The organism is Tenuifilum sp. 4138str (genome assembly GCF_041102575.1).
Taxonomy (GTDB): domain Bacteria; phylum Bacteroidota; class Bacteroidia; order Bacteroidales; family Tenuifilaceae; genus Tenuifilum; species Tenuifilum osseticum.
Map to the genome: position 1 here is coordinate 81,635 of NZ_JBGCUE010000007.1, position 24,559 is coordinate 106,193.

General features: G+C 42.6%; 19 protein-coding genes and 2 tRNA genes. 7 read left to right on the forward strand and 14 right to left on the reverse strand.

Translation table 11 applies throughout. The features are described 5' to 3' along the window. Window positions 1–21 precede the first annotated feature (21 nt). On the reverse strand, window positions 22–1,392 hold the full coding sequence (locus tag AB6811_RS08220) for an ABC transporter permease (RefSeq protein WP_369489972.1): 1,371 nt from the start codon (window positions 1,390–1,392) through the stop codon (window positions 22–24). A gap of 5 nt (window positions 1,393–1,397) precedes the next feature. Further along, window positions 1,398–2,858: an efflux RND transporter periplasmic adaptor subunit gene (locus AB6811_RS08225; RefSeq protein WP_369489973.1), complete on the reverse strand. Its 1,461-nt coding sequence runs from the start codon at window positions 2,856–2,858 to the stop codon at window positions 1,398–1,400. A gap of 176 nt (window positions 2,859–3,034) precedes the next feature. Here AB6811_RS08225 and gldE point away from each other — a divergent pair, with 176 nt between their 5' ends. From gldE to AB6811_RS08245, 4 genes are read left to right on the forward strand one after another with little or no spacing between them, the layout of a single operon-like run. After that, entirely contained in the window at window positions 3,035–4,354 is a 1,320-nt protein-coding gene (gldE, locus tag AB6811_RS08230) for a gliding motility-associated protein GldE (protein ID WP_369489974.1), read from the forward strand. Beyond that, a complete protein-coding gene (gene gldD / locus AB6811_RS08235; RefSeq protein WP_369489975.1) occupies window positions 4,341–4,916 on the forward strand; it encodes a gliding motility lipoprotein GldD in 576 nt (191 codons plus the stop codon). The genes gldE and gldD overlap by 14 nt, the downstream gene beginning before the upstream one ends. A 7-nt stretch (window positions 4,917–4,923) precedes the next feature. Beyond that, a complete protein-coding gene (locus AB6811_RS08240) occupies window positions 4,924–5,562 on the forward strand; it encodes a 4'-phosphopantetheinyl transferase superfamily protein (RefSeq protein WP_369489976.1) in 639 nt (212 codons plus the stop codon). Continuing rightward, a complete protein-coding gene (locus tag AB6811_RS08245; RefSeq protein ID WP_369489977.1) occupies window positions 5,543–6,235 on the forward strand; it encodes a phosphoglycerol geranylgeranyltransferase in 693 nt (230 codons plus the stop codon). The genes AB6811_RS08240 and AB6811_RS08245 overlap by 20 nt, the downstream gene beginning before the upstream one ends. Here the strand turns inward: AB6811_RS08245 and AB6811_RS08250 are convergent, their stop codons facing one another. Beyond that, window positions 6,236–7,885 carry an alkaline phosphatase family protein gene (locus AB6811_RS08250; protein WP_369489978.1) on the reverse strand — a complete coding sequence of 550 codons (1,650 nt, stop codon included), beginning with the start codon at window positions 7,883–7,885 and terminating at the stop codon, window positions 6,236–6,238. A 13-nt stretch (window positions 7,886–7,898) separates the two neighbouring features. Beyond that, entirely contained in the window at window positions 7,899–10,463 is a 2,565-nt protein-coding gene (locus AB6811_RS08255; protein WP_369489979.1) for a M14 family zinc carboxypeptidase, read from the reverse strand. Between the two features lie 172 nt (window positions 10,464–10,635). Between AB6811_RS08255 and AB6811_RS08260 the strand changes: the two genes are divergently transcribed. Further along, the gene (locus AB6811_RS08260; RefSeq protein ID WP_369489980.1) at window positions 10,636–10,812 is read left to right on the forward strand and encodes a hypothetical protein; all 177 of its coding nucleotides are present in this window, start codon (window positions 10,636–10,638) and stop codon (window positions 10,810–10,812) included. A 7-nt stretch (window positions 10,813–10,819) separates the two neighbouring features. Here AB6811_RS08260 and AB6811_RS08265 read toward each other — a convergent pair whose 3' ends face one another. From AB6811_RS08265 to AB6811_RS08285, 5 genes are all read right to left on the reverse strand, one after another. After that, complete coding sequence (locus AB6811_RS08265) at window positions 10,820–11,176, reverse strand: DUF4870 domain-containing protein (RefSeq protein ID WP_369489981.1); 357 nt, start codon at window positions 11,174–11,176, stop codon at window positions 10,820–10,822. 214 nt (window positions 11,177–11,390) lie between these two features. Beyond that, window positions 11,391–12,029 (reverse strand): RloB family protein, encoded by a 639-nt coding sequence (locus AB6811_RS08270; protein WP_369489982.1) that lies wholly within the window; start codon window positions 12,027–12,029, stop codon window positions 11,391–11,393. Next, entirely contained in the window at window positions 12,026–13,324 is a 1,299-nt protein-coding gene (locus AB6811_RS08275) for an AAA family ATPase (RefSeq protein WP_369489983.1), read from the reverse strand. The genes AB6811_RS08270 and AB6811_RS08275 overlap by 4 nt, the downstream gene beginning before the upstream one ends. 517 nt (window positions 13,325–13,841) lie before the next feature. After that, window positions 13,842–15,515 carry an energy-dependent translational throttle protein EttA gene (gene ettA / locus AB6811_RS08280; protein WP_369489984.1) on the reverse strand — a complete coding sequence of 558 codons (1,674 nt, stop codon included), beginning with the start codon at window positions 15,513–15,515 and terminating at the stop codon, window positions 13,842–13,844. A 79-nt stretch (window positions 15,516–15,594) separates the two neighbouring features. Further along, entirely contained in the window at window positions 15,595–16,440 is an 846-nt protein-coding gene (locus AB6811_RS08285; protein WP_369489985.1) for a hypothetical protein, read from the reverse strand. Between the two features lie 245 nt (window positions 16,441–16,685). On the opposite strand from AB6811_RS08285, the gene AB6811_RS08290 reads away from it, so the two are divergent. Continuing rightward, entirely contained in the window at window positions 16,686–18,524 is a 1,839-nt protein-coding gene (locus AB6811_RS08290) for a GNAT family N-acyltransferase (RefSeq protein WP_369489986.1), read from the forward strand. A gap of 94 nt (window positions 18,525–18,618) precedes the next feature. After that, a complete protein-coding gene (locus tag AB6811_RS08295; protein WP_369489987.1) occupies window positions 18,619–19,845 on the forward strand; it encodes a dipeptidase in 1,227 nt (408 codons plus the stop codon). Window positions 19,846–22,503: 2,658 nt separating this feature from the next. Here AB6811_RS08295 and AB6811_RS08300 read toward each other — a convergent pair. From AB6811_RS08300 to AB6811_RS08320, 5 genes are all read right to left on the reverse strand, one after another. Next, window positions 22,504–22,577 (reverse strand) — tRNA-Pro (locus AB6811_RS08300). Window positions 22,578–22,593: 16 nt separating this feature from the next. Next, window positions 22,594–22,682: transfer RNA gene (locus tag AB6811_RS08305), tRNA-Ser, on the reverse strand. A gap of 131 nt (window positions 22,683–22,813) precedes the next feature. Next, window positions 22,814–23,794, reverse strand: coding sequence for a flotillin-like protein FloA (floA, locus tag AB6811_RS08310; RefSeq protein ID WP_369489988.1), 981 nt, complete (start codon window positions 23,792–23,794; stop codon window positions 22,814–22,816). Between the two features lie 9 nt (window positions 23,795–23,803). Next, window positions 23,804–24,262 (reverse strand): NfeD family protein, encoded by a 459-nt coding sequence (locus AB6811_RS08315; protein ID WP_369489989.1) that lies wholly within the window; start codon window positions 24,260–24,262, stop codon window positions 23,804–23,806. Between the two features lie 10 nt (window positions 24,263–24,272). Further along, entirely contained in the window at window positions 24,273–24,554 is a 282-nt protein-coding gene (locus tag AB6811_RS08320; RefSeq protein ID WP_369489990.1) for an ATP-dependent Clp protease adaptor ClpS, read from the reverse strand. Window positions 24,555–24,559 lie beyond the last annotated feature (5 nt).

Sequence of the window (24,559 nt, forward strand, 5' to 3'; positions counted from 1 at the left end):
ATCAACTTTTTTATGGTAACACTATTCGTAACGTAACGATTCAATTGGATCTTTCTCGGCAGCCCTTTTGGCGGGCGACAGGCCAAATATTACACCAACCGCAGCCGATACTCCAAATGCAATGATTATTGATGAGAAGCTGACAATGGTAAGTATTCCTGCAAAATGCGTAATCAGCTTGGATAGGATAACTCCAACAATAACACCAATCAAACCTCCGGTAACGCTTATAAGTACTGCCTCGGAAAGGAATTGGGCAACAATATCGGCTTTTTTAGCGCCAATAGCTAAACGGGTACCAATTTCCTTGATACGTTCCATAACCGATGCAAACATGATATTCATAATGCCAATGCCACCTACTATAAGTGAGATGCTTGCAATAGCTCCCAGAACAATATTGAAGATATCCTTGGTACGCTGTTGCTGCTTCAGCAGCAGTTCGGGCACGGTAATCTCGTAATCCTTTACACCGGAATGCCTGCGTAGTAACATTCTGCTGAGTATCTCCGAAGTTGATGCAATATCCTCAGTGCCCTTTACCTGTAGTATAATCCTATCGAGCTGGTGGTAGTTTTTGGGGGCTTGTGTTTCAGTACTTCCACCGAAAATTATAAATCCAAACCCACGTATGGTGTTACTTTGATTTAACTTCTTAGAGTTTACCAAAGCCCGGTTTTGGTATCGCAGCAAAATGTTTTTGGCTGGAACGTAGATATTATCGTTATAAACGTTTATGCCGCTATTTTCGAACCCTGTAACCTTAATATCCGATTTGGCGAGGACCCCAATGACCTTTAGCCATACATTACCAAACTTGATGTATTTTCCAATAGGATTCTCGGTACTGAAAAATTTTGTTTTGATGTTTGCCCCTATAACGCAAACCGGGATTCCATGTTCTTCCTGATTGGCATTAAAGTAGGTTCCCTCATCGAGCGGTAGGTTAAAAAGAGCAAAGTAGTCGTTGGTAACGCCAAGTATTTTTGCCTGCATCCGTAATCCATTGTATTGGATATATGAATTTAAGTTGATTTCAGGGCTGATGTGAACCACCGAGGGAACTACCTGCTGGATTGCCTCTAAATCGGAGAGTGTGAGGCCAGGGGAGAACTTTTGTTTCTGCTTGTTTCCGTTCTCCGATTCCGATTGGGAATCAGGAGCCTCAAAAATGGAGTTTACTATGATATTGTTAACCCCAACCATTTTCATTTGCTCCAGTATCTCCTGTTGTGCACCATTACCTATGGCCAGCATGCTGATAACCGCAGCAACCCCAAAAATAATTCCGAGTGCGGTAAGTACCGATTTTAGCTTGTTGGCCATAATAGCCTCAAGGGCAATGGTTATATCGTGTGAGTATCGCCGGTATAGCCTGTCGATTTGAAACATAACTGTTAGGGTTTTGTTTTCTTTTGATCTTTTGCAGTGTTTTTAGGTGCACTGCTGCTATTTTTATTATCGGCAGGTTTATCAGTGGAAATAATCATAACATTCCCTTGTCCGGGCATACCGAAACCGTTTTTACGCTTATTCATAAGCTCTTGCTGCTGCTGGCGTAACTCAGCCTCCTGTCGCAGCTTATCCTCTTTCCTTTTTTTGATTTCAGGGATTAGCTCAAAACCGGTGAACTCAAATTTTTCGGGTTTTTCTGGTGTTGAAAGGTAAAGCTCTTCGCCAGGTTTTAGCCCCTTTTCAACAATGATGAAATTCTCGTTCATATCGCCCACCACAACAACTTGACGTTTACCCTTACGAGTGTAAACAAAGCTAATGCTATCGTTAGCATGAAGAGCCTCAAGGGGAATGTAAAGAACTGAATCGTAAGTGTTGGTAACAATCTGGTTGCCCGTAGTCATTGATGGGCGGAGAATGGGATCGTATTCATTTACCCTAATTGTCACCTCAAACACTTTTGCATCGGTATTGGGTAGCTGTTCGCCAATGTTGGCAACCTCAATCACCTCGCCTGTGAATTTTTTATCGGGGAAGGCATCTACGGTAATTCTAACCGGCTGCCCTTTCTTTACCTTGCTTATGTCAATTTCATTGACATAGGTTTTGGAGTTCATCACTGAGAGGTCGGGTAGAGTGGCTACGGTGAGGTCCCAAGGGCTTACGGTTGAACCAACCTTACGCTTTTGTCCGCTCCATTCGCGGTAGTATATCACCATGCCCTGTTTGGGTGCTTTAATAACAAATTTACTGATAACATCCAGCATATCCTGCCGTTCGCGGCGCTGGCGTTCAAGGTTTATGGAAACCTCCTTCATGGAGGCTTCGGCTTGATCTTTCTTCAGGTTGTAGTTATATAGGGCTTGCTGGTATGCCCTTTCAGCCTTCTCTAGGTTGATTTGTGCTTGACGCTGTGTGGCTGGAGGCTCATACTTTGACTGCTCCAGAATAAGTTTTTTCTCCTCCATATCGAACTTCAGGTTAATAAGATTATTCCTTAGTTCCCGGAGCTGGAGCGTGGTGTCGAGCTGGGTTTTTAGGTAGGCCTGCTGGCTCTTTTCCAGCTCATCTTCGGTATTCTTGAGCTGGTTGCTCAAAGCTGATCGGTCAAGGGTGGCCACGTAATCGCCAGAGTCCACAACAGTCCCTTCAGGGACTAGGTCCTGGATTTTTACATCGGTAACTCGGAACGAACGGCCACGCAACTCGGTTGGTGCTGTAATGTCCTCAGAGTTCTGCGCCGTAAGTTCACCTGTAACGTTAACCACTATTTCAAACTCTCCAACCTCGGCACGGGTGAACTGTGGAGCTGCTTTGTCCTTTGAACCCGAGTTGAAAACTGCTGTAAGCAAAATAACAACAACTGCAATTGCAATTAAAATAAACCAGTATTTACGTTTCATTGTTTGGTTAGGTTTGTTTATACAAAAGAATGAAAAACTTAACATTGGTTTAAAACGTGAATTGTTAAAGAATATTATTGATTTAAATCTAAACTTTGAATAGCGCATCGTCAAATACTTTGCGCTATTTATTATTTTTGCTAACTTTACAGGGCTAACCAATACCCACTTTAATTTTGGAAAGTTTTAGTAGTTTCCTTAATGAGATTGCCCAGGGAGTTATTGTAAAAACCCCATCACTTGAATTCTATCTTGGCCTATTGGTGTTAATTATACTACTATTTCTCTCGGCGCTTTTCAGCGGTTCCGAGGTAGCCTACTTTTCGTTAACACCAAAGGATTTTAAGGAACTTGAGAGCAGGAAAAAGCAATCAAAAACCTTAAAAAACATCTCGCACCCCGAGTTACTCCTGGCAACCTTACTGGTTGCAAATAACCTTGTTAATGTAGCCATTGTAATACTTTCAACCTTTATAACCCTATCGGTTCTTGACTTTAGCCAAGCACCCTTGCTCGGGTTTCTGTTTCAAACGGTTATAATTACTTTCATACTGCTTCTATTTGGTGAGATTCTTCCCAAAATATTGGCATCAAATAGGTCATTACAATTTGCCGAGCGATTTGCGCCCTTCATTGGGCTGCTCATTTCAATGTTTAAGCCAATTACAAAATTACTCATTAAGTCGTCGGTGGTCATAAGCAGGCGGATGGCCACTCCCCAAAAAATCTCAATGGATGAGCTTGGCGATGCCATAGAGCTTACTTCCGATGGTCTAGCCGAGGAACGACAAATTCTTGAGGGAATAGTGTCGTTCACAAGCACCATGGTTAGTGAGATTATGAAACCCCGACTCGACGTGGTTGCACTTGACTACAACACCTCCTATAGTAGGTTTAAAGAGGTGGTTATTGAGTCGGGCTATAGCCGAATACCCATTTTTAATGAGTCGTTCGATGATATAAAGGGAATACTTTACGTTAAGGATTTAATCCCCCACGTTGACAAGAGCGACGATTTTTCCTGGCAAACACTCATCAGGCCACCCTATTTTGTACCGGAAAGCAAACGAATTAACGACTTGCTCACTGAGTTCCAGCAGAAACATATACACCTTGCTATAGTGGTAGACGAGTATGGCGGCACAAGCGGAATTGTTACCCTTGAGGATATACTTGAGGAGATTGTTGGCGAAATTGCCGATGAATCCGACGAAGAGGAACGGCTTTACACAAAGGTTGACGATAACAATTACATTTTTGAGGCCAAGGTGATGCTAAACGACTTTTGTAAGATTGTTGGGTGCGATGATGATATCTTTGACGATATTCGTGGCGAAGCCGAAACAATTGCAGGCTTAATTCTGGAAAACACTGGGCAAATCCCTAAGGTGAACTCAGTGGTAAAATGCAAACAGTTCACTTTCACTATTGATGCAGTGGACAACCGCAGAATTAAACGGGTTAAGGTTAATATTAGTCCCAATGAGAATAACTAAGGTAAGATTGATATTTTTGCTTCTTTTTGTCGTGCTTGTGGCTTGTACTGAAAGTCCAGTTCCTAAACCGCGTGGGTATTTCCGTATATCGTTCCCCGAAAAGCAATACCGATTATTCGATACCATTTACCCCTTTAATTTTGAGTATCCGGTTTATGGTTCCATTGTAAAGGAAGAAAACCAACAGGGTGAGGGCGAATGGATAAGCGTGAGCTTTCCGGCCTATAAGGCCAAGATACACCTGAGCTATAAGGATATTTCGGGCAATTTGAGCCAGTTAACCGAGGATGCCCGTAACTTAGCCTATAAGCATACCTACAAGGCCGACGCCATAGATGAGCAGCTTTTCTCAAATCCCGATAAGAGGGTTTATGGCATATTGTACGACATCAAAGGGAACTCTGCCAGTTCAGTGCAGTTTTACGTTACTGACTCAAGCAGGCATTACCTACGTGGAGCACTTTACTTCCGCTGCCAGCCCAATAAGGACTCCCTTGCTCCAGCCATCGACTTTTTTAAAGCAGATGTGATTCATCTGATTGAAACTATTAGGTGGAAGTAGAGTTCTTATGCCCAAGGCTAACTCCATATCACATGACGATATACGGATAGCTACATGGCTAATCACTGAAAGCGTTGAGGAACTGATAACCCTTACGGGTTTTTCGGCTCCTTTACAAAAGAGTGAATCGCGCCAAAGGGAGCGGCTTGCAACAGCAGCCCTGCTGCAGTCCGAGGGTTTCCCTGCAAGTTACAGCTACGACCAGGAAGGACGGCCCATTATTCCTGAGTCAAATGTTTTTATCTCCATTACCCACACCGATGGTCTCGTAGCCATTGCTTACTCTACCAATCAACCAGTTGGTGTTGATGTAGAGCATTTAGGTCGTGATTTCAAAAGGGTTTCAGGGAAATACCTTACTGAACATGAATCTTTACAATCAATTCAATACTCCGATGAGCACTTTGCCCTAACCTGGTGTGCAAAGGAATCCATCTACAAGCTTCCATGGCCAAAAAGTTTAGTGTTTAGTCGTGATATTGATGTGATATTTGAATATGAAACGCTAAAACGTGGCTGTCTCTTTGCTAAAGTACAAAATGGTACAGGGTGGAAAACAATAAAAGTTTTTTTTACCTTTATCAATCAGTATTGCCTTACATGGGTGGGTATGAATAGTATTTTGAATGGGAACGCTATACGATAAAATAGTAAAGGGTGGCCTTGCCATACTGCTCGACCCCGACAAGGAGTCGCAGGTGGACTTTGATGCCATTGTTGCCAATGGGCAAAAGGCTGAGGCGTCGATGTTTCTTGTAGGCGGGAGTTTGGTTTCCAAACCGCTCGATAGCTTTGTAAACAATCTAAAGGGAAAAACATCGTTGCCTGTGGTGCTATTTCCCGGTAGCGCCATGCAGTTTACACCTGTTGCCGATGGAATCCTTTTTTTATCGTTAATATCGGGTCGTAATCCCGATTTTTTGATAGGCCACCATGTAACTGTAGCCCCAATGGTAAAGCAGAGTGGCGTTGAGGTAATCCCAACAGGGTACATTCTAATTGATGGGGGAGCCCCCACATCGGTTCAATACATGAGCCAAACCATGCCCATTCCCGCAAGTAAGCCCGATATAGCAGTGGCTACCGCCATTGCAGGCGAACTTCTGGGACTAAAAGCCATTTACCTTGAGGCGGGTAGTGGGGCAAAAAACGAAGTACCTGCTAAGGTGATTGAGGCTGTAAGGAAAGCCATTTCGGTTCCACTCATTGTTGGTGGGGGCATACGCAGTAAGCAGCAGTTCACCGATGCTCTTAGTGCCGGAGCTAACCTTGTAGTGGTTGGTAATGGGCTTGAGACAAACCCGCGAATGTTTGGTTAACTACTCAATCATCTCCTTAATGGGCGTTCCGGTTGCGCCATTTGGCCAGGTAATCCCAAGAAGTATGGAGAGAGTTGGTGCCAAATCATTGATGTAAACCGGATTAAGTACCGATTTGCGTTTTGCCTTCCATCCATAGAATATTAATGGGACATGTGAGTCGTAGTCGTAGGGTGAGTTTGCCGAGGTTACTTTCCCGTTACGCTCAACCCATCCGGGTTCAAGGTTGATGATTACATCGCCGGAGCGGCGTTGGTTGTAGCTATTCTGGAACTTAACCATGATTCCGTTTGCGAAATTGCCGTTTTGTAGGTTATGCGCAGTGGTGCTATTGGAAACGCCGCTAAATTCTAGCATAAAATCAGCAACCTTTTGCTGGAAATCGGCAAGGTTAAGGTTGGAATCCTCAATAAGTTTACGGTTCAGGTAGATTTGTTTATCGTGATAGCCGGTAATCCAGTTACCCTGTCCGTAGAGTGCATTGAGGTAACTTCCTAGGAGTATCATAGCCTTTTTGGGGTCGAAATAACCACCAGGAATCTTCGATTTTTCAAGGTAATCGGGGGTTGATGCTACACCTTGGTCGGAGGTTAGTATAAAAAGACAGTTCTCCTTGCCAACAGTTGAGTTGATAAACTCAAGGAAATGGGCAAGTTCCCTATCGAGGCGGAGGTAGGTATCCTCCATCTCAATGGAGTGTGGGCCAAATTTGCTACCAATAAATCGGTTAGCGCTAAAGGTAATGCAAAGCAAGTCGGGATGCTCATCGGCCCCAAGATTTTCACCCACAACCGCTGCTATGGCGAGGTCCTTGGTGAGTAGGTTGCCGTAGGGGTTTTCAAGTAAAACCTTAAAGTCGGTTTTGGGTTGGGGCTTTCCAATAATGCCATCCATCATGCCTTTTAGCTTTTCAGCTAAACTTTTCTTCTTCTCATCTGACTTCACAGCAGCGGTGTCGGCTTCTTCGTATTCCTGAATTGGCTGTAAAGCCTTCCATTCCCTGTCGGTATAGAGTTTAGCAAAACCTTTGCTATTAAACGTATCTACCCACGCCGGAAGTGCGTCGGTGTAGTAGCTGCTGCTAACCCATAAACCTTTTTCGGTGTCGAACCAGTACATACCATTTGCGCTATGCCCACCTAAGAGGATTGCCGACCCGGCATCAAGGGCAATGCTAACTACCTTGGAGTTTGCATTATTCAGCTTTAGCTCATCGCCAAAAGTGCTGGTGACCAAATTCTTTGCAGAGTATTTACCGCTAAAAAAGCTGCCACCAACGGTATTCACCTTATCATCGGCAGTTGCCTCAACCTCATTTCCTGTATTGCGGTTAAACCATTTATTGGCAATAATTCCATGCACTGATGGGTTAGTTCCTGTGGCAATGGTTGCCAAACCTGGGTAAGCTTGAGTAAGTAAGTAGTTATAACGGGCATTGCGGCAGTAGGTTCCCTCGTTAACAAGGAGTTTAAACCCGTTATCGCCAAACTTATCCCAGTAGCGCGAGATGTAATCGAATCGCATTTGGCTGACTACTAGTTCTACTATGAGTTTTGGCTTTTCCGAGGGTATGGAACGGTTTAGCTGTGCGGTTGAGGTTTCAATAAGTCCTAATACCAAGATTGTTGAAATAAATACTGAAAGGCGCATGGTTAAATCGGGTTTAATTAATAAAAACTACTTTTTTGCGTAAAGAAAACTTTTTGCAATCAACCGCAAAAATATAAATGCCGGGTTGAATATTCATTGCCTTGCTATCGCCAAAAAATCGAGTTACCCCAGGATTAGCATTGCCGGAATGGATATAGGCAATGGTTTTACCCGTTAAATCGGTAAGTTTTACCTGAATGAATGTTCTTTCAGTAAGTGCTATATCAACCCAAAAATTTCCTTCTATTGGGTTTGGGTAAACCGAAAAGCACTCTTCAAATGGTTTTGTATCAACATTTGTGGGGTAAGTGGAGATTGTATAAAGGGTATCGCTGGCTACCCTTACCGTGCCAGAGGCGGGGTTATACCCATCTTTGATTGCTGAGTATGGGTGTTGTAAACCAAATGGAACATTGCTGAATAGTGCTCTACCGTTAAGGTCGGTTTGTTTCTGTTCGCCATTAAAGTTGATGATTGCGTTTTGCAATGGGCTTCCCTTAGAGTTAAACTCAAATGTAACCTGGAAGTGAGAGCTAAGGTTAGCCCAGTAGTTAACCCTTTGCCACGACAATTCAACCTGATTGCTACCTAAAAGGTTGCTCTCGGAGTAGGCTTCAAGGTTTACAGTTGTATCGAGCGGATAGTTCAAGAATGCAACCATTCCGCTAGTGTTAGTTGTTCTGATGCTGTCGCCAAGGATGATTTTTAGATTCTCGTAGGCATTTGAGTTGATAGTGGTAGTTAGGTTTATTTGGCCATTGCACTTGGGTAACGATAAATCATCGATAAAAACGCAGTCGGAACCTGCCGTTCCATCCCCATCCTTTATGTATACCCACTTAAGCAAATGCGCTCCAACATCAAGCGCTGTAGTAAACCTTTCCCAGTTGCCAATACCACTCCAAAGGCCTTGAAGCTTACCATCAATATAAAACTTTAAAAAGTCGTAACCTGTTTCGGAAGAAACCTTATGATAGAAGTTAACTAGTCCCGGTTTTCTGACATCGATGTTTAGGATACATTCGGTTGATTGCGAGTTAGCAATTGAGGGCGATTTTAGGCTATAGGTTCCAGTGTTTGCTGCAGTATTACTTGCAATCCAGGTTCCATTGGTAAATGTCATACGTTCTGGTACACCCTGTTCAAAACTTTCGGTTGCTTGAACTTCGTTGTCAGGCTCTAGCGTGAAATTTACCGTTTGGTATTCATTTGCCGATACCGTTAGTTGTTCAATTATGCTTGGTTTGTAGCCGTTTGCAATAGCTACAATTTGGTAGGTACCTGGCTCTATCAATCTAAAGTACTGTCCGTTTGAAGGGTTAGTTTTAACGGATGAGTTTAGCCTGTCGCGATTTAATATTATAACTTCAGCATCGATGGGCTCGTTCGAGGTATTCTTAACAGTTCCTCCAAACCCATAAAGGGCACTTTTTAGATAGTTGATAAGCGAAGCGCTGTTGTAGTTCCAAAGGGTTGGTAGCAGTTCAGAGCCAAGTAGCTTTGTATTGGATAATTCAATGGTAATCTCGCGGCAGCGGCGGTAGTAATTCATGTAATCCTGCCTTCCCCCAGTAACCACATACCAATCGCCCCCATTGGTTATTCCATTTTCAAATCCATCCATGTATGTTGATGGGCTGTATTTGTGAACAGTATCAACGTATGCCCTTGAAAGGGTTACAAACCAATCGTTATCGGGGTGTTTTTCCTGTGCCAATGTCCAGGTATCCCAAGGGTAGTTTACCACTTCAGCACCGCCATGGAAGTTAGCCGAAAGCACTAATTGATGCTGCGTCGCAAAGTTCATCATGGCCTGTGTTTCCGGTTGCCACTGGTTGTTGTCGGGGTGCTGGCCGGCTCGCGGGTCAGGGAAGTTGCGGTTAATATCAATCCCGTTAGCATTTGAACGTCTTGCATTCACAACGGTTGAATTACCGCCGTAGTAAGTCCCATCGGGGTTGGCATTAGGGTTAATATAGATTTGCAGGTTATCAACCAGTTCCCTAACCTGGGGCAGAGCGTTGTAGTTCGATAGTAGGTAGTCAATAAGCCTAAGCAGTAGGATGTATCCAGTGGTTTCATCGCCATGCATGGTGCTGGTATAAAAGACCTCGGGTTCAGGCTCATTGCTTTCCACATTGTCTGAAATTTTTAAAATATATAGTTTGCGTCCCTGAACGGTAGTTCCAATGGAATCGAGCTTACAAAGGGTAGGGTAGTCTGTTTCAAATTTTTTCATCATGGCTCTGTATACCTCATAGGTGGGATACCTATCCCATCCTGCCATCTCCTCAATGGTTGTTGCCATTACAACAGCCTTGGCACTTAGGCTCGATGGATGTGGAAGCATTTCAACCTTATACCCTAGCTTAAGAAAAGCGTCATATTCCTGCTGGTTGGCATAGGCATAAATAGTATCTCCCTTGATATTATCAATTGATACGGTTTGAGTGATTATGGTGTTTACCTTGTTGCGGTTAGACTCAAGAAACCTAAAGTAATACTCGTTGTTTTGTGGGAAAACAAAACAGGGTAAACCAGTAATAAAAAAAAGAAGGAGGGTTTTGTTAAATGCCATATTAGGTGATTTTTGATGTTGTAAACTTAAGTAAAATTTGATAGATTTGAGTGAAATCCTTAAGCCAAAATGAAGTGTAATATCAACAAAATCAACCTGAAACTTTTGAGCAATTATATTCTATAACTGCTGCCAACGTTATGGGCTATTTGTTAACTACGATCCGGTTCTTTTGGTAAATGTTAATGTAAAAGCGAATAATATCTGGAAAGGACTATCGGGTTTCCTGCACATCGAAAACTTACTCAACACCGAATACTATGGGCAAACCATAAATGCAAACTGGGGAAGCCCTAAAATACTTCAGGACCTCCGTAGAATTGATTTTGGGATTGAAGTTAGGTTCTAGCCGACTTTTACTTTATGAGATTTATGGAAAGTGGATACTCAAAGCGCTCGCCATTCGACGATTTTACCGATGCTATAATGGTTAAAATAAGCCCTAAAAGGAAGATGGCACCCAGTAGCACGAAGCCAACCAAAAAGATTACAAGAATACCTGCTACAATTGAGTATATGGTAAGCGATAGCTGAAAGTTTAATGCTGCTTTACCCTGCCGGTCAACCTCAGGGAATTCTTCTTTTTTAAGTAACCAAACAACAAGTGGCCCAATAATATGCCCAAAGGGAATTATTAATCCCGACAGTGCTGAAAGATGACAGAGCATGCTGAAGGTGCGTTCATCGTTGCTTGTGTAAGTAATGTTTTCCATAATGAATGTATTTATACTAAATTACGAAAAGTTAGAGCGATTTGCTGCATTTGTAATAAAAATTGCACAAAATTCATGTTAATTTTGTCCATGTTGAACTTTACAAAAATTTGACAATCAATCTCGCCAAAAATTTGATTGGAGTGCTCTTGATTAAACTTCATTAACCATAATTGAAGTATATAGTTATTAGTATTATGCCTCCAGCATTTTTTTATAATATTTTTTTTAATTCATCGGCTTCAAAAAGAAGGAACATTTCACAAATTGTCTTTGATTGATTATTCAAATCGAATTCACCCAATTTTGATGAGTTTGATATAGCATTTTTTAAATGAGATTTAAGTTTAAGGTAAATATCGTTATCCTGTTTAGTGTAGTATTTTTGAGTTTTTTCGTAGTCTTGTAAATATTTTTTCAATTCTTTTGCAGCCTCATTGCAAGTATTAAAAAGTTTTGATGTTTCTTTATAATGTAGCAAAAACCAAAACTCTAAGCAGGGATTATTAATGATTACAGTAACATTTTTGTAATTCTTTTTAAGTTCTTCTTTACACTTAATTAATCTTTGCAAAGGTGTTAAATTATCTTTTTGATTCACTCTAGATTCTTTAATTATTACGTCTAAGTCAATTATCCAAAATATTTTTGAATACTCTCTTTTTGCAAGGCTTGTTACAAGATGATATTGTTCTTCAATACTTTTTCTTTGAGGTAGTTTTGGCTCAATATTTATTCTCAGTTTTTGTTCATTACGCTTCAACATTTGCAAATACCAAATCTCGGTCTCCCCTTCTACAACAAATGAAAATGTTGGAACAACAAGATTTCTATTCTTCCTAGACTGTCTCATATATTCAAATCAATGAAAGTATCACCTAGATTTGGTGACGCCTTTAATTTCCCACTTTTATAGGCATTGTAGATATTTGTTGTATTTCTTATTATTGAACTATCAAAATCAGCTAAAGAAAACAATTCTGTGGAACAATCTTCTTTTTTATCTGTAAACCAAATAGCATCTTTTCTAAAAATATCTCTGTTGTCAAGTATTTCCCTATTGTGCGTAGTTGCTATTATTTGTGACTTATTGGAATTAAGCAAAAAAGAAATAATGAAATGTGTATATAAGTCAGGGTGGAGCGAGGACTCTAATTCATCAATAGGAAATGCAGTTGATTTTTTAATTAACAATGCAAGTAAACCTGCGAAACAATAGAATCTTCTTGTGCCTTGTGATTCCATTTCGATTGGGAGTGTATATTTCATTTGATTTACCGTATACTCAAACTCAATATTAATAGAAGTTACTTTACCTTTTTCTTCCAACTTCTTAATTTCATCGTTTGGTGCTTTTAGTTGCTTTTTCACAAAATCAATAAAATTATCTGGAATTTCTATTTCTTCTTTTTTTATTACAATGTCCGAAATATGAAAATCAGCCTTTTTAAGGATATTTATTATATCAAGTTTAGATAATTCTCCTTTATCAATTTTTGAGGTAACAAATCCCTCTAATAATGTTTTTGAGTATATCAGTGGGTGTAAATAGTTCTTAAACCATTCAACAACCTCTTTCAACTCTTTCACATCCACATTCGTTTTCATAAATCCACCCAAGACTGTGTTGTTCCAAAGTGTGTTTGCTTCAAGATTTTTTTCAAAAGTTTCGTCAATTTTAATTTTGTTACCAAATTTTATTTTTGTTAATTGATTCTTAATATCTGTTGTTCGCTTATATACATTAGCCTTATTTGGCTTGTGGAAGTTAAGGAATTCATAAACTACAGTTTTTTTAGAAAACTCGACTTCATAAAAGTATCTTGTATTGTTTGCGATAAATTCAATACTAATTATTGAGTTTTGATTAGGCGTTTCTGGATCAAACATAAATGGTTGAAAATCTAATTCTTCGTTTTTTTGAGTTTTGGGATTTAAAACTAAACTTCTAAGAAATTCAAGCGCTTTTAGTATGGTTGTCTTACCAGAAGCATTGGCCCCATAAATTAGAGCAATTTTTAATAGTCTAAGTCCATTTGCATGGATAATATAACTATTTTCTAAGTGATCAGATTTTTCAGCTTTAAAGGATAGTGTTTGCCTATCTTTAACAGAGCCGAAGTTCTTTATGCTAAAGTTGATTATCATTTTTTGATGTTGTGTAATTGATATGCAAAAATAAACTAAAAAATGATTAAACAGATAAAATTAACATAAAAAATGCAAATGGTTTTCAAAATATATCTAAAATCATTCTAAGAACTTCTTTGTTTTACATTTAAATTATGATTCTCAGTTGCGAGAGTTGAATAAAGGTTGTGATTTAGAATTATATGTGTGAATTTAAAATTATTAATCTAAAATCATTGTTGTTTAGTTAAGGTTATTGGTAATGTCGAGCGAAACGAAACATCTCAATGCGATATATTGAGATTTTTAAACTCTCTCAGGATGAATTAAGAAATGTCTGTTTTTGTTATTTAAATTGAGCCAAAAAATAGCGATAATTAGCATGAAGATGTGCAATTTGATCTATTGCTATAAAATATAACGATAATGGGACGCTAACTCTTGCTAATACTAGTAATCAGTAGTCCTATGGTTAACTAAACAATGCAGAATGCCTAATTACGAAAAAATACCGGCCTTAAAGCCGGTATTTAGTTTATTCCATTAGCTTGCGGTACTTTATCCTATGGGGTGTATCGTCGCCAAGCCGTTTCTTTTTGTTTTCCTCATACTCCGAGTAGGTTCCTTCAAAGAAGTAAACCTGGGAGTTACCCTCAAAGGCAAGTATGTGAGTAGCAATACGGTCGAGGAACCAACGGTCGTGCGAGATTACCACGGCGCAGCCGGCAAAGTCCTCCAATCCTTCCTCAAGGGCTCGCAGTGTGTTCACATCGATATCGTTGGTAGGCTCATCGAGCAGAATTACGTTTCCCTCCTCTTTAAGAGCAAGAGCAAGGTGAAGCCTGTTCCGCTCCCCACCCGATAGCATGCCACATTTCTTTTCCTGATCGGCACCGGAAAAGTTGAAACGTGCCACGTATGCGCGGGCGTTTATTTGACGGCCGCCCAGCAAGATATTATCGGCGCCGCCCGATATCACCTCAAATACCGTTTTATCGGGGTCAATTGCTTTGTGTTGCTGGTCAACATAGGCCAGCTTAACGGTTTCGCCTACACGGAATTCGCCGCTATCGGGCTTCTCAAGCCCCATAATCAGGCGGAAGAGTGTGGTTTTACCTGCACCGTTGGGGCCAATAACACCTACTATTCCGTTTGGTGGAAGCTTAAACGAAAGGTTTTCGAAAAGCAGCTTATCGCCGAAGGCCTTGGAAACATTGCTAGCTTCAATTACCAAATCGCCAAGTCGAGGCCCGTTGGGAATGAAAATTTCAAGCTTTTCTTCCTTCTGTTTTACGTCCTCGTTCAGGAGCTTATCGTATGCCGAGAGGCGGGCTTTTGACTTGGCATGACGGGCTTTAGGCGACATACGCACCCATTCCAGCTCGCGCTCAAGGGTTTTACGGCGTTTGCTCTCCTGCTTCTCCTCCTGTGCAAGGCGTAACGATTTTTGCTCCAGCCATGAGGAGTAGTTCCCTTTCCAGGGAATTCCTTCGCCACGGTCGAGTTCCAGGATCCAACCTGCAACGTTATCGAGGAAGTAACGGTCGTGGGTAATGGCTATAACAGTTCCTTTGTACTGCTGTAGGTGCATCTCGAGCCACTGAACCGACTCTGCGTCCAGATGGTTGGTTGGCTCATCCAGCAACAGTACATCGGGCTGCTGAAGCAGAAGCCTACAAAGGGCAACCCGGCGGCGCTCTCCACCTGATAGCACCTTAACGGGTGTATCGCCCTCCGGGCACCGGAGAGCATCCATAGCTCTTTCAAGTTTCGAGTCCAGGTTCCATGCATCCAAATGCTCTAACTTTTCAGTTAGTTCTCCCTGTTTTTCAATGAGTTTGTTCATCTCATCGTCGCTCATAGGCTCTGCAAAGCGAGCGTTTACCGCTTCGTATTCCTTGAGCAGGTCAACTACCTCCTGAACGCCCTCCTCAACAACCTCACGGACAGTTTTATTGTCATCCAGTTGAGGTTCCTGTTCCAGGTAGCCCACTGTGTAGCCCGGTGAAAACACCACTTCCCCTTCGTACGATTTCTCAACCCCTGCAATAATCTTCATCAGGGTCGATTTACCCGAACCGTTTAAACCAATAATACCAATCTTAGCACCGTAAAAAAACGACAGGTAGATGTTGTTCAGCACTTTCTTGTGGGGAGGGAAAGTTTTGCTCACCCCCACCATGGAAAAGATAATTTTTTCGTCGGCCATTGTGTTTACGTTTTCAGCTGCAAAAATAACCGCCGGCAGGCAAATACCCGTCGGCGGTAAAAAATATTTTCAGATTCTACTACTTGTTGATTTTTGCAAAGTCCTTGGATAGGAAACCATCGCCTTTTGATTTGGATATGGTATGCATATCGTAGTAGTAGAGTTGGTCGTCGCCGGCGCCCAGAATCATTTTCCAAACACGCCACTGTAAGCGACTGCCTTCCGGGCCAACCTTATGCAGGTAAAGAATATTTGGGTTCTTTTCCTGGATAGCCTTTTGTATGTCCTCGGGGTTTACAACCTTGATGTTAAACTTGTAAACCTTACGGATTTCAGCAAGTGGGCGAACACTCTTTTCAAGTCCACTTTCTATTACCCACAGTTCCTTACTTTTTACCTGTTTCATGTTCTTGTTGTAGAACTTAAAGGCATCCTTCTTGATAAGCTTTGGATTCTCATTAATGGCGGTGATATAGTTTTGCATGAAACGTATAATACCCTCAAGCTTGTAGGTGTATGTGTCTTCTGGTAAATCCTTGTAGCTAAGTGGAACGGAGCAGATATCGGGCATATCGGTAATTTTTGAAACGGCAGCCCCCATCGATACGCTCAGGAAATTGTAGGTGGGAGCAATCTTGTCCTTGTCGAACCGCATTTGGATTAGCACCAAGAACGACTTGTCGATATCCTTGCGCATATCGTTAAACTCCTTAGCGGTAATGAACTTGTAAGGGGTGATTTTCCATGAACGTTCAACGGCTTCACGGATTTCGATATTAAATTGCGATGTAGGATTGTTTTCAAGTACCACATAGGTTGTTGAAGCCATAAATGCCTTTACATCCTCGGGCCTAACCAGGTTACGTTGCGCCATGCCCCATAGGGTTATGGCTACCAGTCCGATAATAAGTGATAGCTTCTTCATGATAATCTATTTTTATGGTTTTTGAGTTTTTCGATTGCCATACACAAAGTTAATACACTTTTCAATACTGATAGGTTCAAATCTGAAAATTCCTTCAATAACGATTTAATTTAATCAATAAATTAATGACTGTCGTTAAAAGGTTTTATTGGTAATAGAGTATCTAAAAAATGTTTTTTAGCATTTTTTCTTACCTTTGCGCATGGTGGAAACGATATAGCATGGTTTAACCTAACACAATTCCAATGACAGAAAGTAGAAATAAGATTGTCAATGCGGATGAGATCAAGAAGGCTGTAAACCTTGGCCCAATCATTGGAGATGGGTTTGCCCGTTTACTAATGTACATACTCCGATTCAATGAGCTTAACAAGAAGTACGCTAACGTGGCAAACCTTCAGGGGCTTGAATTTCTCAATGCAGCGCTCGATATCCTTGAGGTTAAGTTCGAGGTTAACCCCGAGGAGCTAAAACGGATTCCAAAGAATGGAGCGTTTATTTCGGTTTCGAACCATCCGTTTGGTGGAATGGATGGTATTTTGCTTCTAAAAATTATGCTTGAGCAGCAGCGCGATGACATTAGGCTGCTCTCAAATTTCTTGATCAAGCGTATTCCCCAGGTTGAAAAATTTGTATTTGCTGTTGACCCCTTTGAAAATGGTGGTTATCAAAAAAGTTCAAATATAAGCGGGTTAAAAGCGGCTTACACACACCTATCGGAGGGTGGTGCACTTGGTCTTTTCCCTGCCGGTGAGGTGTCAACCTACTACGACAACGTTGATGAAACCGGTGTAACAGACAGGCATTGGCAAAGATCAATGATTAAGTTCATCAAGAATGCACGCGTTCCGGTTGTTCCCATTTACTTTCAGGGCGAGAATAGCCGCCTGTTCCACTTGCTTGGACTAATTCACCCGCTCCTCCGTACTGCCAAGTTACCTTCGGAGTTACTTAACAAAAAGAACCAAACTATCAGGGTGCGTATTGGTTACCCAATTAGCGTTGAGGAACAGGATAACTACTGCGATATTGAGAAATTTGGTCGGTTCCTTAGAGTTAAAACATACTCGTTGGGATCGACCATCGATGTGGATAAGTTCTTTAAGTATAAGCTAAAATCGGAACCTGAACCCGAACCAATCATTCCTCCTGTTCCACAGGAAGTGATAGAGGATGAGGTTTCAAAGCTGATTGAAAATTACCTGTTGTTCCGTAGCAAAAACTATGCGGTTATTTGCGCCCCTTCAGTTGAGATGCCTAACCTGATGACTGAAATAGGTCGCCTACGCGAAATTACCTTCCGCGATGTGGGCGAGGGTACAAACCGTAAAATTGACGTGGACGAGTTTGACCTCTACTACTGGCAGCTATTTATTTGGGATGAGGACGAGCGACGTATTGTTGGTGCATACCGTGCCGGGAAAGGGAAAGAGATAATTGAAAAGTACGGTATTGAAGGATTTTACATCCAAACACTTTTTAAAATTGATAAAGCCTTTGCTCCAATTCTTGAGCAGTGCATTGAGCTTGGCCGTTCGTTCATTGTGCCCGATTACCAACGCAAGCCATTACCGTTGTTCCTACTCTGGAAAGGGATTCTCTACTTCCTTATTAAAAACCCGGAGTACCGCTACCTTATTGGCCCTGTAAGTATATCGAACCGATTCTCCGATTACTCCAAGGGTGTAATTATTAGCTTCATGAAATCGAACTACTACGACCATGACTTTGCCCGATTTATAAAATCGCGTAATAAATTCAAGGTGCCAATTAAGGATGAGGAGTTCGATATCATTTTTAACAATAGCGACGATCTTGGGAAACTCGATAAGTTTATCCAGGAGGTTGAACCATACGATTACCGCATGCCCGTGCTGCTGAAAAAGTATGTTAAGTTAAATGGCAAAATAATTGGTTTCAATGTCGATCCTAAGTTTAACAATGCGCTCGATGGCCTGCTAATACTCGATCTTTTCCAGGTACCTGCTGAAACCATCACTTCGCTTTCCAAGGAGATCAACGATAAATCGATACTGGAAAGGTTTAACATTACCGACTACACCTTTGAGGATCAGGCAGAGTAAAAAAGAACAGAAAAGGCAGCAAAAACGCTGCCTTTTTTTATGAGTAAACTTTTAAACTAATGGTTAATGGTTTAGTCTATTAAAAAAAATCCATATGAACAGATATTTCTTAATCTTCTTAGCTTTTGCTTTTTGGGGGTGTTCCAATCGTACCGTAACCGATGATGCAAAGCTCGAACAGCGTGCCAAAGCACTCCATTCCAAGATGGTTACCATTGATACCCATACCGATACCCCTTTAAATTTTCTCCGCACTGGCTTTGACTTTACCGGCCAAAACAACACCGCAATTGGCAGCAAGGTGGATTTGGCAAAAATGGAGCAGGGTGGGTTAGATGCTGCCTTTTTTGCAGTATTCATTGGTCAACGCGAGTGCACACCTGAAATGTATGCTCAGGTTAATGCAAAAGCCAAAGAGATATTTGAAGCTATTTACACTACCGTTAACAAGCACAGTAACCGTGCATCAATTGCAACTAAACCCGACGATGTGTATAGGTTAAAAAAGGAGGGTAAACGCGCCATTTACATAGGGGTTGAGAATGGTTACCCCATAGGTGATGATCTTAGCCAGGTAAAGCTATTCTACGATATGGGAGCTCGTTATATCACCCTTTGCCATACACGGAATAACCAGATATGCGACTCATCAACGGATCCTGAAGGCCCACGCCACAATGGACTAAGCAAATTTGGCCGCGAGGTAGTTGCGGAAATGAACCGCCTGGGAATGATAGTGGATGTGTCGCACATATCCGATAAGGCATTCTACGATGTACTGGAGGTTTCAAAGGCTCCTGTTATTGCCTCACACAGCTGCGCCCGCGCCATTTGCGATAATCCCCGCAATTTAACCGACGATATGCTCCGTGCCATTGCAAGGAATGGGGGAGTGGTACAGATGTGTATCCTGAGCGAGTATGTAAAAAAGGGTGAACCCAACCCCGCTCGCGATAGCGCTTACCGTGCTCTCCGTAGGAAGTGGAATAACTTCCGGGGCTTAACCCCCGAGCAGGAAAAACAGGCTACAACGGAGTGGTATGAGCTTGAGGAGAAATACCCCGCATCGTTGGCTACCGTGGCCGATGTGGCTGACCACATCGATCATATGGTTAAAGTAATGGGAATTGACCATGTGGGAATAGGCACCGATTTTGATGGCGGTGGCGGTGTTGATGGTTGTGCCGATGCCTCGCAGATGTACCGCATAACCATGGAGCTGCTCCGTAGGGGTTACTCCGAAAGCGATATACGCAAGATTTGGGGCGAAAACTTCTTACGAGTTTTCCGCGAGGTGGAAAAGAGGAAGGAGCGGGGATAGGAAAAGCACATATTGTTCGAAGAATCAGATGACATCTCACAAATTTGGAGTCAATATTGTCTAGTTAAGGATACTTGACAATACCTTTGTCTTCTTCACTCCCTTTGTCATGCTGAGCCCAGCCGAAGCATCTCATTTTACTTTCATTCCTTTTATTGATATTCCTCAACCAACAAGGAATAACTTAAGCATTGGCATAAAAGCCAGACCCCCTACAACGAGTCGGGCTTTTCAGTCTTTATTTTATTTGGTTCTTTCTTGTATCAAGACAAGAAAGAACGGATATATCGCTCTTTGGCATGCGTTCCCGTTGCGATGCAAAGATTTAGTGTTGCTCTTTGGAAAAAGTATTGCGTGCATCGCAATAAACGTAGGGTTAGCCATGGTGTTACAAATGTTTAGCCCCTACGGGGCTGGAAGCGGTGTTCGTTGTTCGTGAAAAACGACCTCACCCCCTCCCCTCTCCTGACAGGAGAGGGGTATGCAATTAGGAGACCTTATTGCAGGGCTAAAGTCTCCCCTCTCAGGGGAGATTTAGAGGGGTCATCTAGGTTGTTCGTGAGAAACTGCTTCATCCCAGACCTTATCCCTGAGAGACAATAGAGCGGAAGAAACTTGTATTGGCATAAAAGCCAGACCCCCTACAATGAGTCGAGCTTTTCAGCCTTTATTTTATTTGGTTCTTTCTAGTATCAAGACAAGAAAGAACGGATATGTCGCTCTTTGCCATGCTTTCCCATTGCGATGCAACGTTTCAGTATTGCTCTTTGGAAAAAGTATTGCGTGCATCGCAATAAACGTAGGGTTAGCCATGGTGTTACAAATGTTTAGCCCCTACGGGGCTGGAAGCGGTGTTCGTTGTTCGTGAAAAACGACCTCACCCCCTCCCCTCTCCTGACAGGAGAGGGGTATGCAATTAGGAGACCTTATTGCAGGGCTAAAGTCTCCCCTCTCAGGGGAGATTTAGAGGGGTCATCTAGGTTGTTCGTGAGAAACTGCTTCATCCCAGACCTTATCCCTGAGAGGCAATAGAGCGGAAGAAACTTGTATTGGCATAAAAGCCAGACCCCCTACAATGAGTCGAGCTTTTCAGCCTTTATTTTATTTGGTTCTTTCTAGTATCAAGACAAGAAAGAACGGATATGTCGCTCTTTGCCATGCTTTCCCATTGCGATGCAACGTTTCAGTATTGCTCTTTGGAAAAAGTATTGCGTGCATCGCAATAAACGTAGGGTTAGCCATGGTGTTACAAATGTTTAGCCCCTACGGGGCTGGGGGCGTTGTTCGTTGTTCGTGGAGCTATTGTCATGTTTAGCACTAGCGAAACATCTCATTAGGGTCGATTAGAGATCCTTCGCTGCGTTCAGGATGACAAGAAGAGTTGATAGTTGATAGTGAAAAAAAGCATTTCATGAAACACTAAAAACCAAACACTACTCTCCATCTTCCCTGTACACTGCACACTATACACTGCACACTATTCAATATATCCTTCGCTTCGCTCAGGATGACAAAAAGAAAGCCTGTTTTATTATCTAGTCGACATAGATTGATGATATATTGAACTATCAATTAAAAGTAGCCAATAATGAGTAATATTCAGCCTAAACCTGCTTAATAAGCGTCATCAGTGTTCCAATACTCCCGAACAACGAGCAACGAATCACGAATAACGAAATTGGTCGACCCTCCCGCCCACAGGCGGGATGCGCTAACCAACATGGGGAAAATGAAAAAAGGAAGCGGTTTGCTTCCTTGTCACCAGTCGGGGTGGTGCGAGTTGAACGGTCGACCCTCCCGCCCACAGGCGGGATGCGCTAACCAACATGGGAAAAATGAAAAAAGGAAGCGGTTTGCTTCCTTGTCGCCAGTCGGGGTGGTGGATTGTTCGCTTCGCTCACGAGCTCGCGTCACATGTGTGACGCTCGGTTCGAACGCACAGTGCGCAAACCAGCATGGGAAAAATGAAAAAAGGAAGCGGTTTGCTTCCTTGTCACCAGTCGGGGTGGTGCGAGTTGAACGGTCGACCCTCCCGCCCACAGGCGGGATGCGCAAACCAGCATGGGAAAAATGAAAAAAGGAAGCGGTTTGCTTCCTTGTCGCCAGTCGGGGTGGTGCGAGTTGAACGGTCGACCCTCCCGCCTACAGGCGGGATGCGCTAACCAACTGATTGATTAGTTGTTGGTTGATGGTTGATAGTTGTTGGTTGAAGAGAGAGGCAAAAGATAAAACTTAAGGGAACTGAAATACTTGAATTTGGCTAAAATGAATGAGGGAGAAGAACTCACAAAAGAAAAAGGAGGCATGACTGCCTCCTTCTTTATCTTGGTCGGGGTGGTGCGAGTTGAACGGTCGACCCTCCCGCCCACAGGCGGGATGCGCTAACCAACTGATTGATTAGTTGTTGGTTGATGGTTGATAGTTGTTGGTAGAAGAGAGAGGCAAAAGATAAAACTTAAGGGAACTGAAATACTTGAATTTGGCTAAAATGAATGAGGGAGAAGAACTCACAAAAGAAAAAGGAGGCTAGACTGCCTCCTTCTTTATCTTGGTCGGGGTGGTGCGACTCGAACGCACGACCCTCCCGCCCACAGGCGGGATGCGCTAACCAGCATGGGAAAAATGAAAAAAGGAAGCGGTTTGCTTCCTTGTCACCAGTCGGGGTGGTGCGACTCGAACGCACGACCCCCTGCTCCCAAAGCAGGTGCGCTAACCAACTGCGCCACACCCCGAACGTTAAACTTTCAGCGGAGAGGGGGGGATTCGAACCCCCGGTACCCCTTGCGGAGTACGACGGTTTAGCAAACCGTTGGTTTAAGCCACTCACCCACCTCTCCGGGCTTGCTTAATCAGTCTTACTTCCGCTAAAAGCAACGCAAAAGTATAAAATCTTATTTTATGTGCAAAATAATTACAAAAAAAAGAGGGATTGCTCCCTCTCTTCTATTGATTATCAGTTTACTTATAGTTATTTCTTTTTAGGCTCGTTGCCCGATTTGGCAATGTTATCGCGCATGTTGGTGTCGGCCTCAATATTCTTAATTCGATAGTAGTCCATCACACCAAGGTTACCGCTACGGAATGCCTCGGCAATAGCTTTAGGAATCTCAGCTTCAGCTTCAATTACCTTTGCACGGGCTTCCTGGGCTTTGGCTTTCATTTCTTGCTCAAGGGCCACTGCCATTGCCCTACGCTCCTCGGCCTTAGCCTGTGCAATATTTTTATCGGCGTTAGCTTGATCCATTTGCAGTACGGCTCCAATGTTACGGCCTATATCAATATCGGCAATATCAATCGAAAGGATTTCGAAAGCGGTTCCTGCATCTAACCCCTTATCGAGAACGGTTTTGGATATTTTATCGGGGTTTTCAAGCACTTCCTTGTGGCTAAGCGATGAACCTATGGCGGTAACAATACCCTCGCCAACACGGGCCAAAACGGTTTCCTCACCAGCTCCACCAACCAGCTGCTTGATGTTTGCCCTCACGGTAACACGGGCTTTGGTAATGAGCTGAATACCATCCTTTGCAACGGCGGTTACTGGGGGTGTGTTAATCACTTTTGGGTTTACCGACATCTGAACAGCTTCAAATACATCGCGGCCGGCAAGGTCAATGGCAGTGGCCATTTTAAAATCGAGTGGGATATTGGCCTTTTGTGCCGATACTAAGGCATGAACAACTTTGGAAACCCGACCACCAGCCAGGAAGTGAGCCTCCAACTCGTTACGGTTAAGGGTAAGTCCTGCCTTTGTCCCTTCAATCATGGCCTGAACTATTACTCGTGGCGGAACCTTACGCCAACGCATAAAAATAAGTTGCAGGAGCGATATCCTAACTCCTGATACCAGCGCTTGGAACCAAAGTCCAAGAGGTACAAAGTAAAAGATTATCCATAAGCCTACAACGCTCAGGGCAATAATCAGAAGTAGTGCACCAACTTCATTCATAGTTTAGAGTTATTTAGGTTTGACAATAATTTTATTGGTTTCAACATGTACTACAACAATGGGTGTGTTTGGGTTAATAAGTTCACCTATGGTTGAGGCCTCGACGGTTTTACCCTTAATGGAGGCTTTGCCCATTGGCGCAAGACGGCTGATTGTAACCCCTTCATCGCCCACCTGTATTTCGTTCTCTAGATCATCAACAGCTTTTGAGCTGATGCTAGTTTCGAGCGAAACACGTTTCCAGGTTCTAGCCCTTAGCGAAAAAACAAGAGTTGCAATTGATGCAATTGCTGTAAAAAGGAGCGTTAAATGTCCTGCTGTGGTTCCATGGTCGGCGTAGGCAGAGTAAACAGCGTATATAATGATTAAAAAACCACCAATGCCCGCAACTGTAACACCGGGAATCATAAAGAATTCCACCACCAGCAAAAACAGACCTAAAACGATAAGTGCAATAATCCAGAACATAGTTTAGCTATTAGTTTGATGCAATGGTAGCGCTAAGCCCTCGGCGATGCAACTCGTTCATCATACCCTCAAGCATTTCAAATTCACCATGCTTAATATCGCACTTACCTTTGAAATGGGTAATAAGGGCGCATTGCTCTGCCTGATGAGGATCGTGGTTACAAACCTCAACCAACGTATCAATTACAAAATCAAAGGTGTTAACATCGTCGTTGTGAAGGATTAAAATGTACTCAAGTTCTGCCGAAGGCAGAAGTTTTCCTTTACCTTGAACCTTTTCCTTAACTGCCATATCAC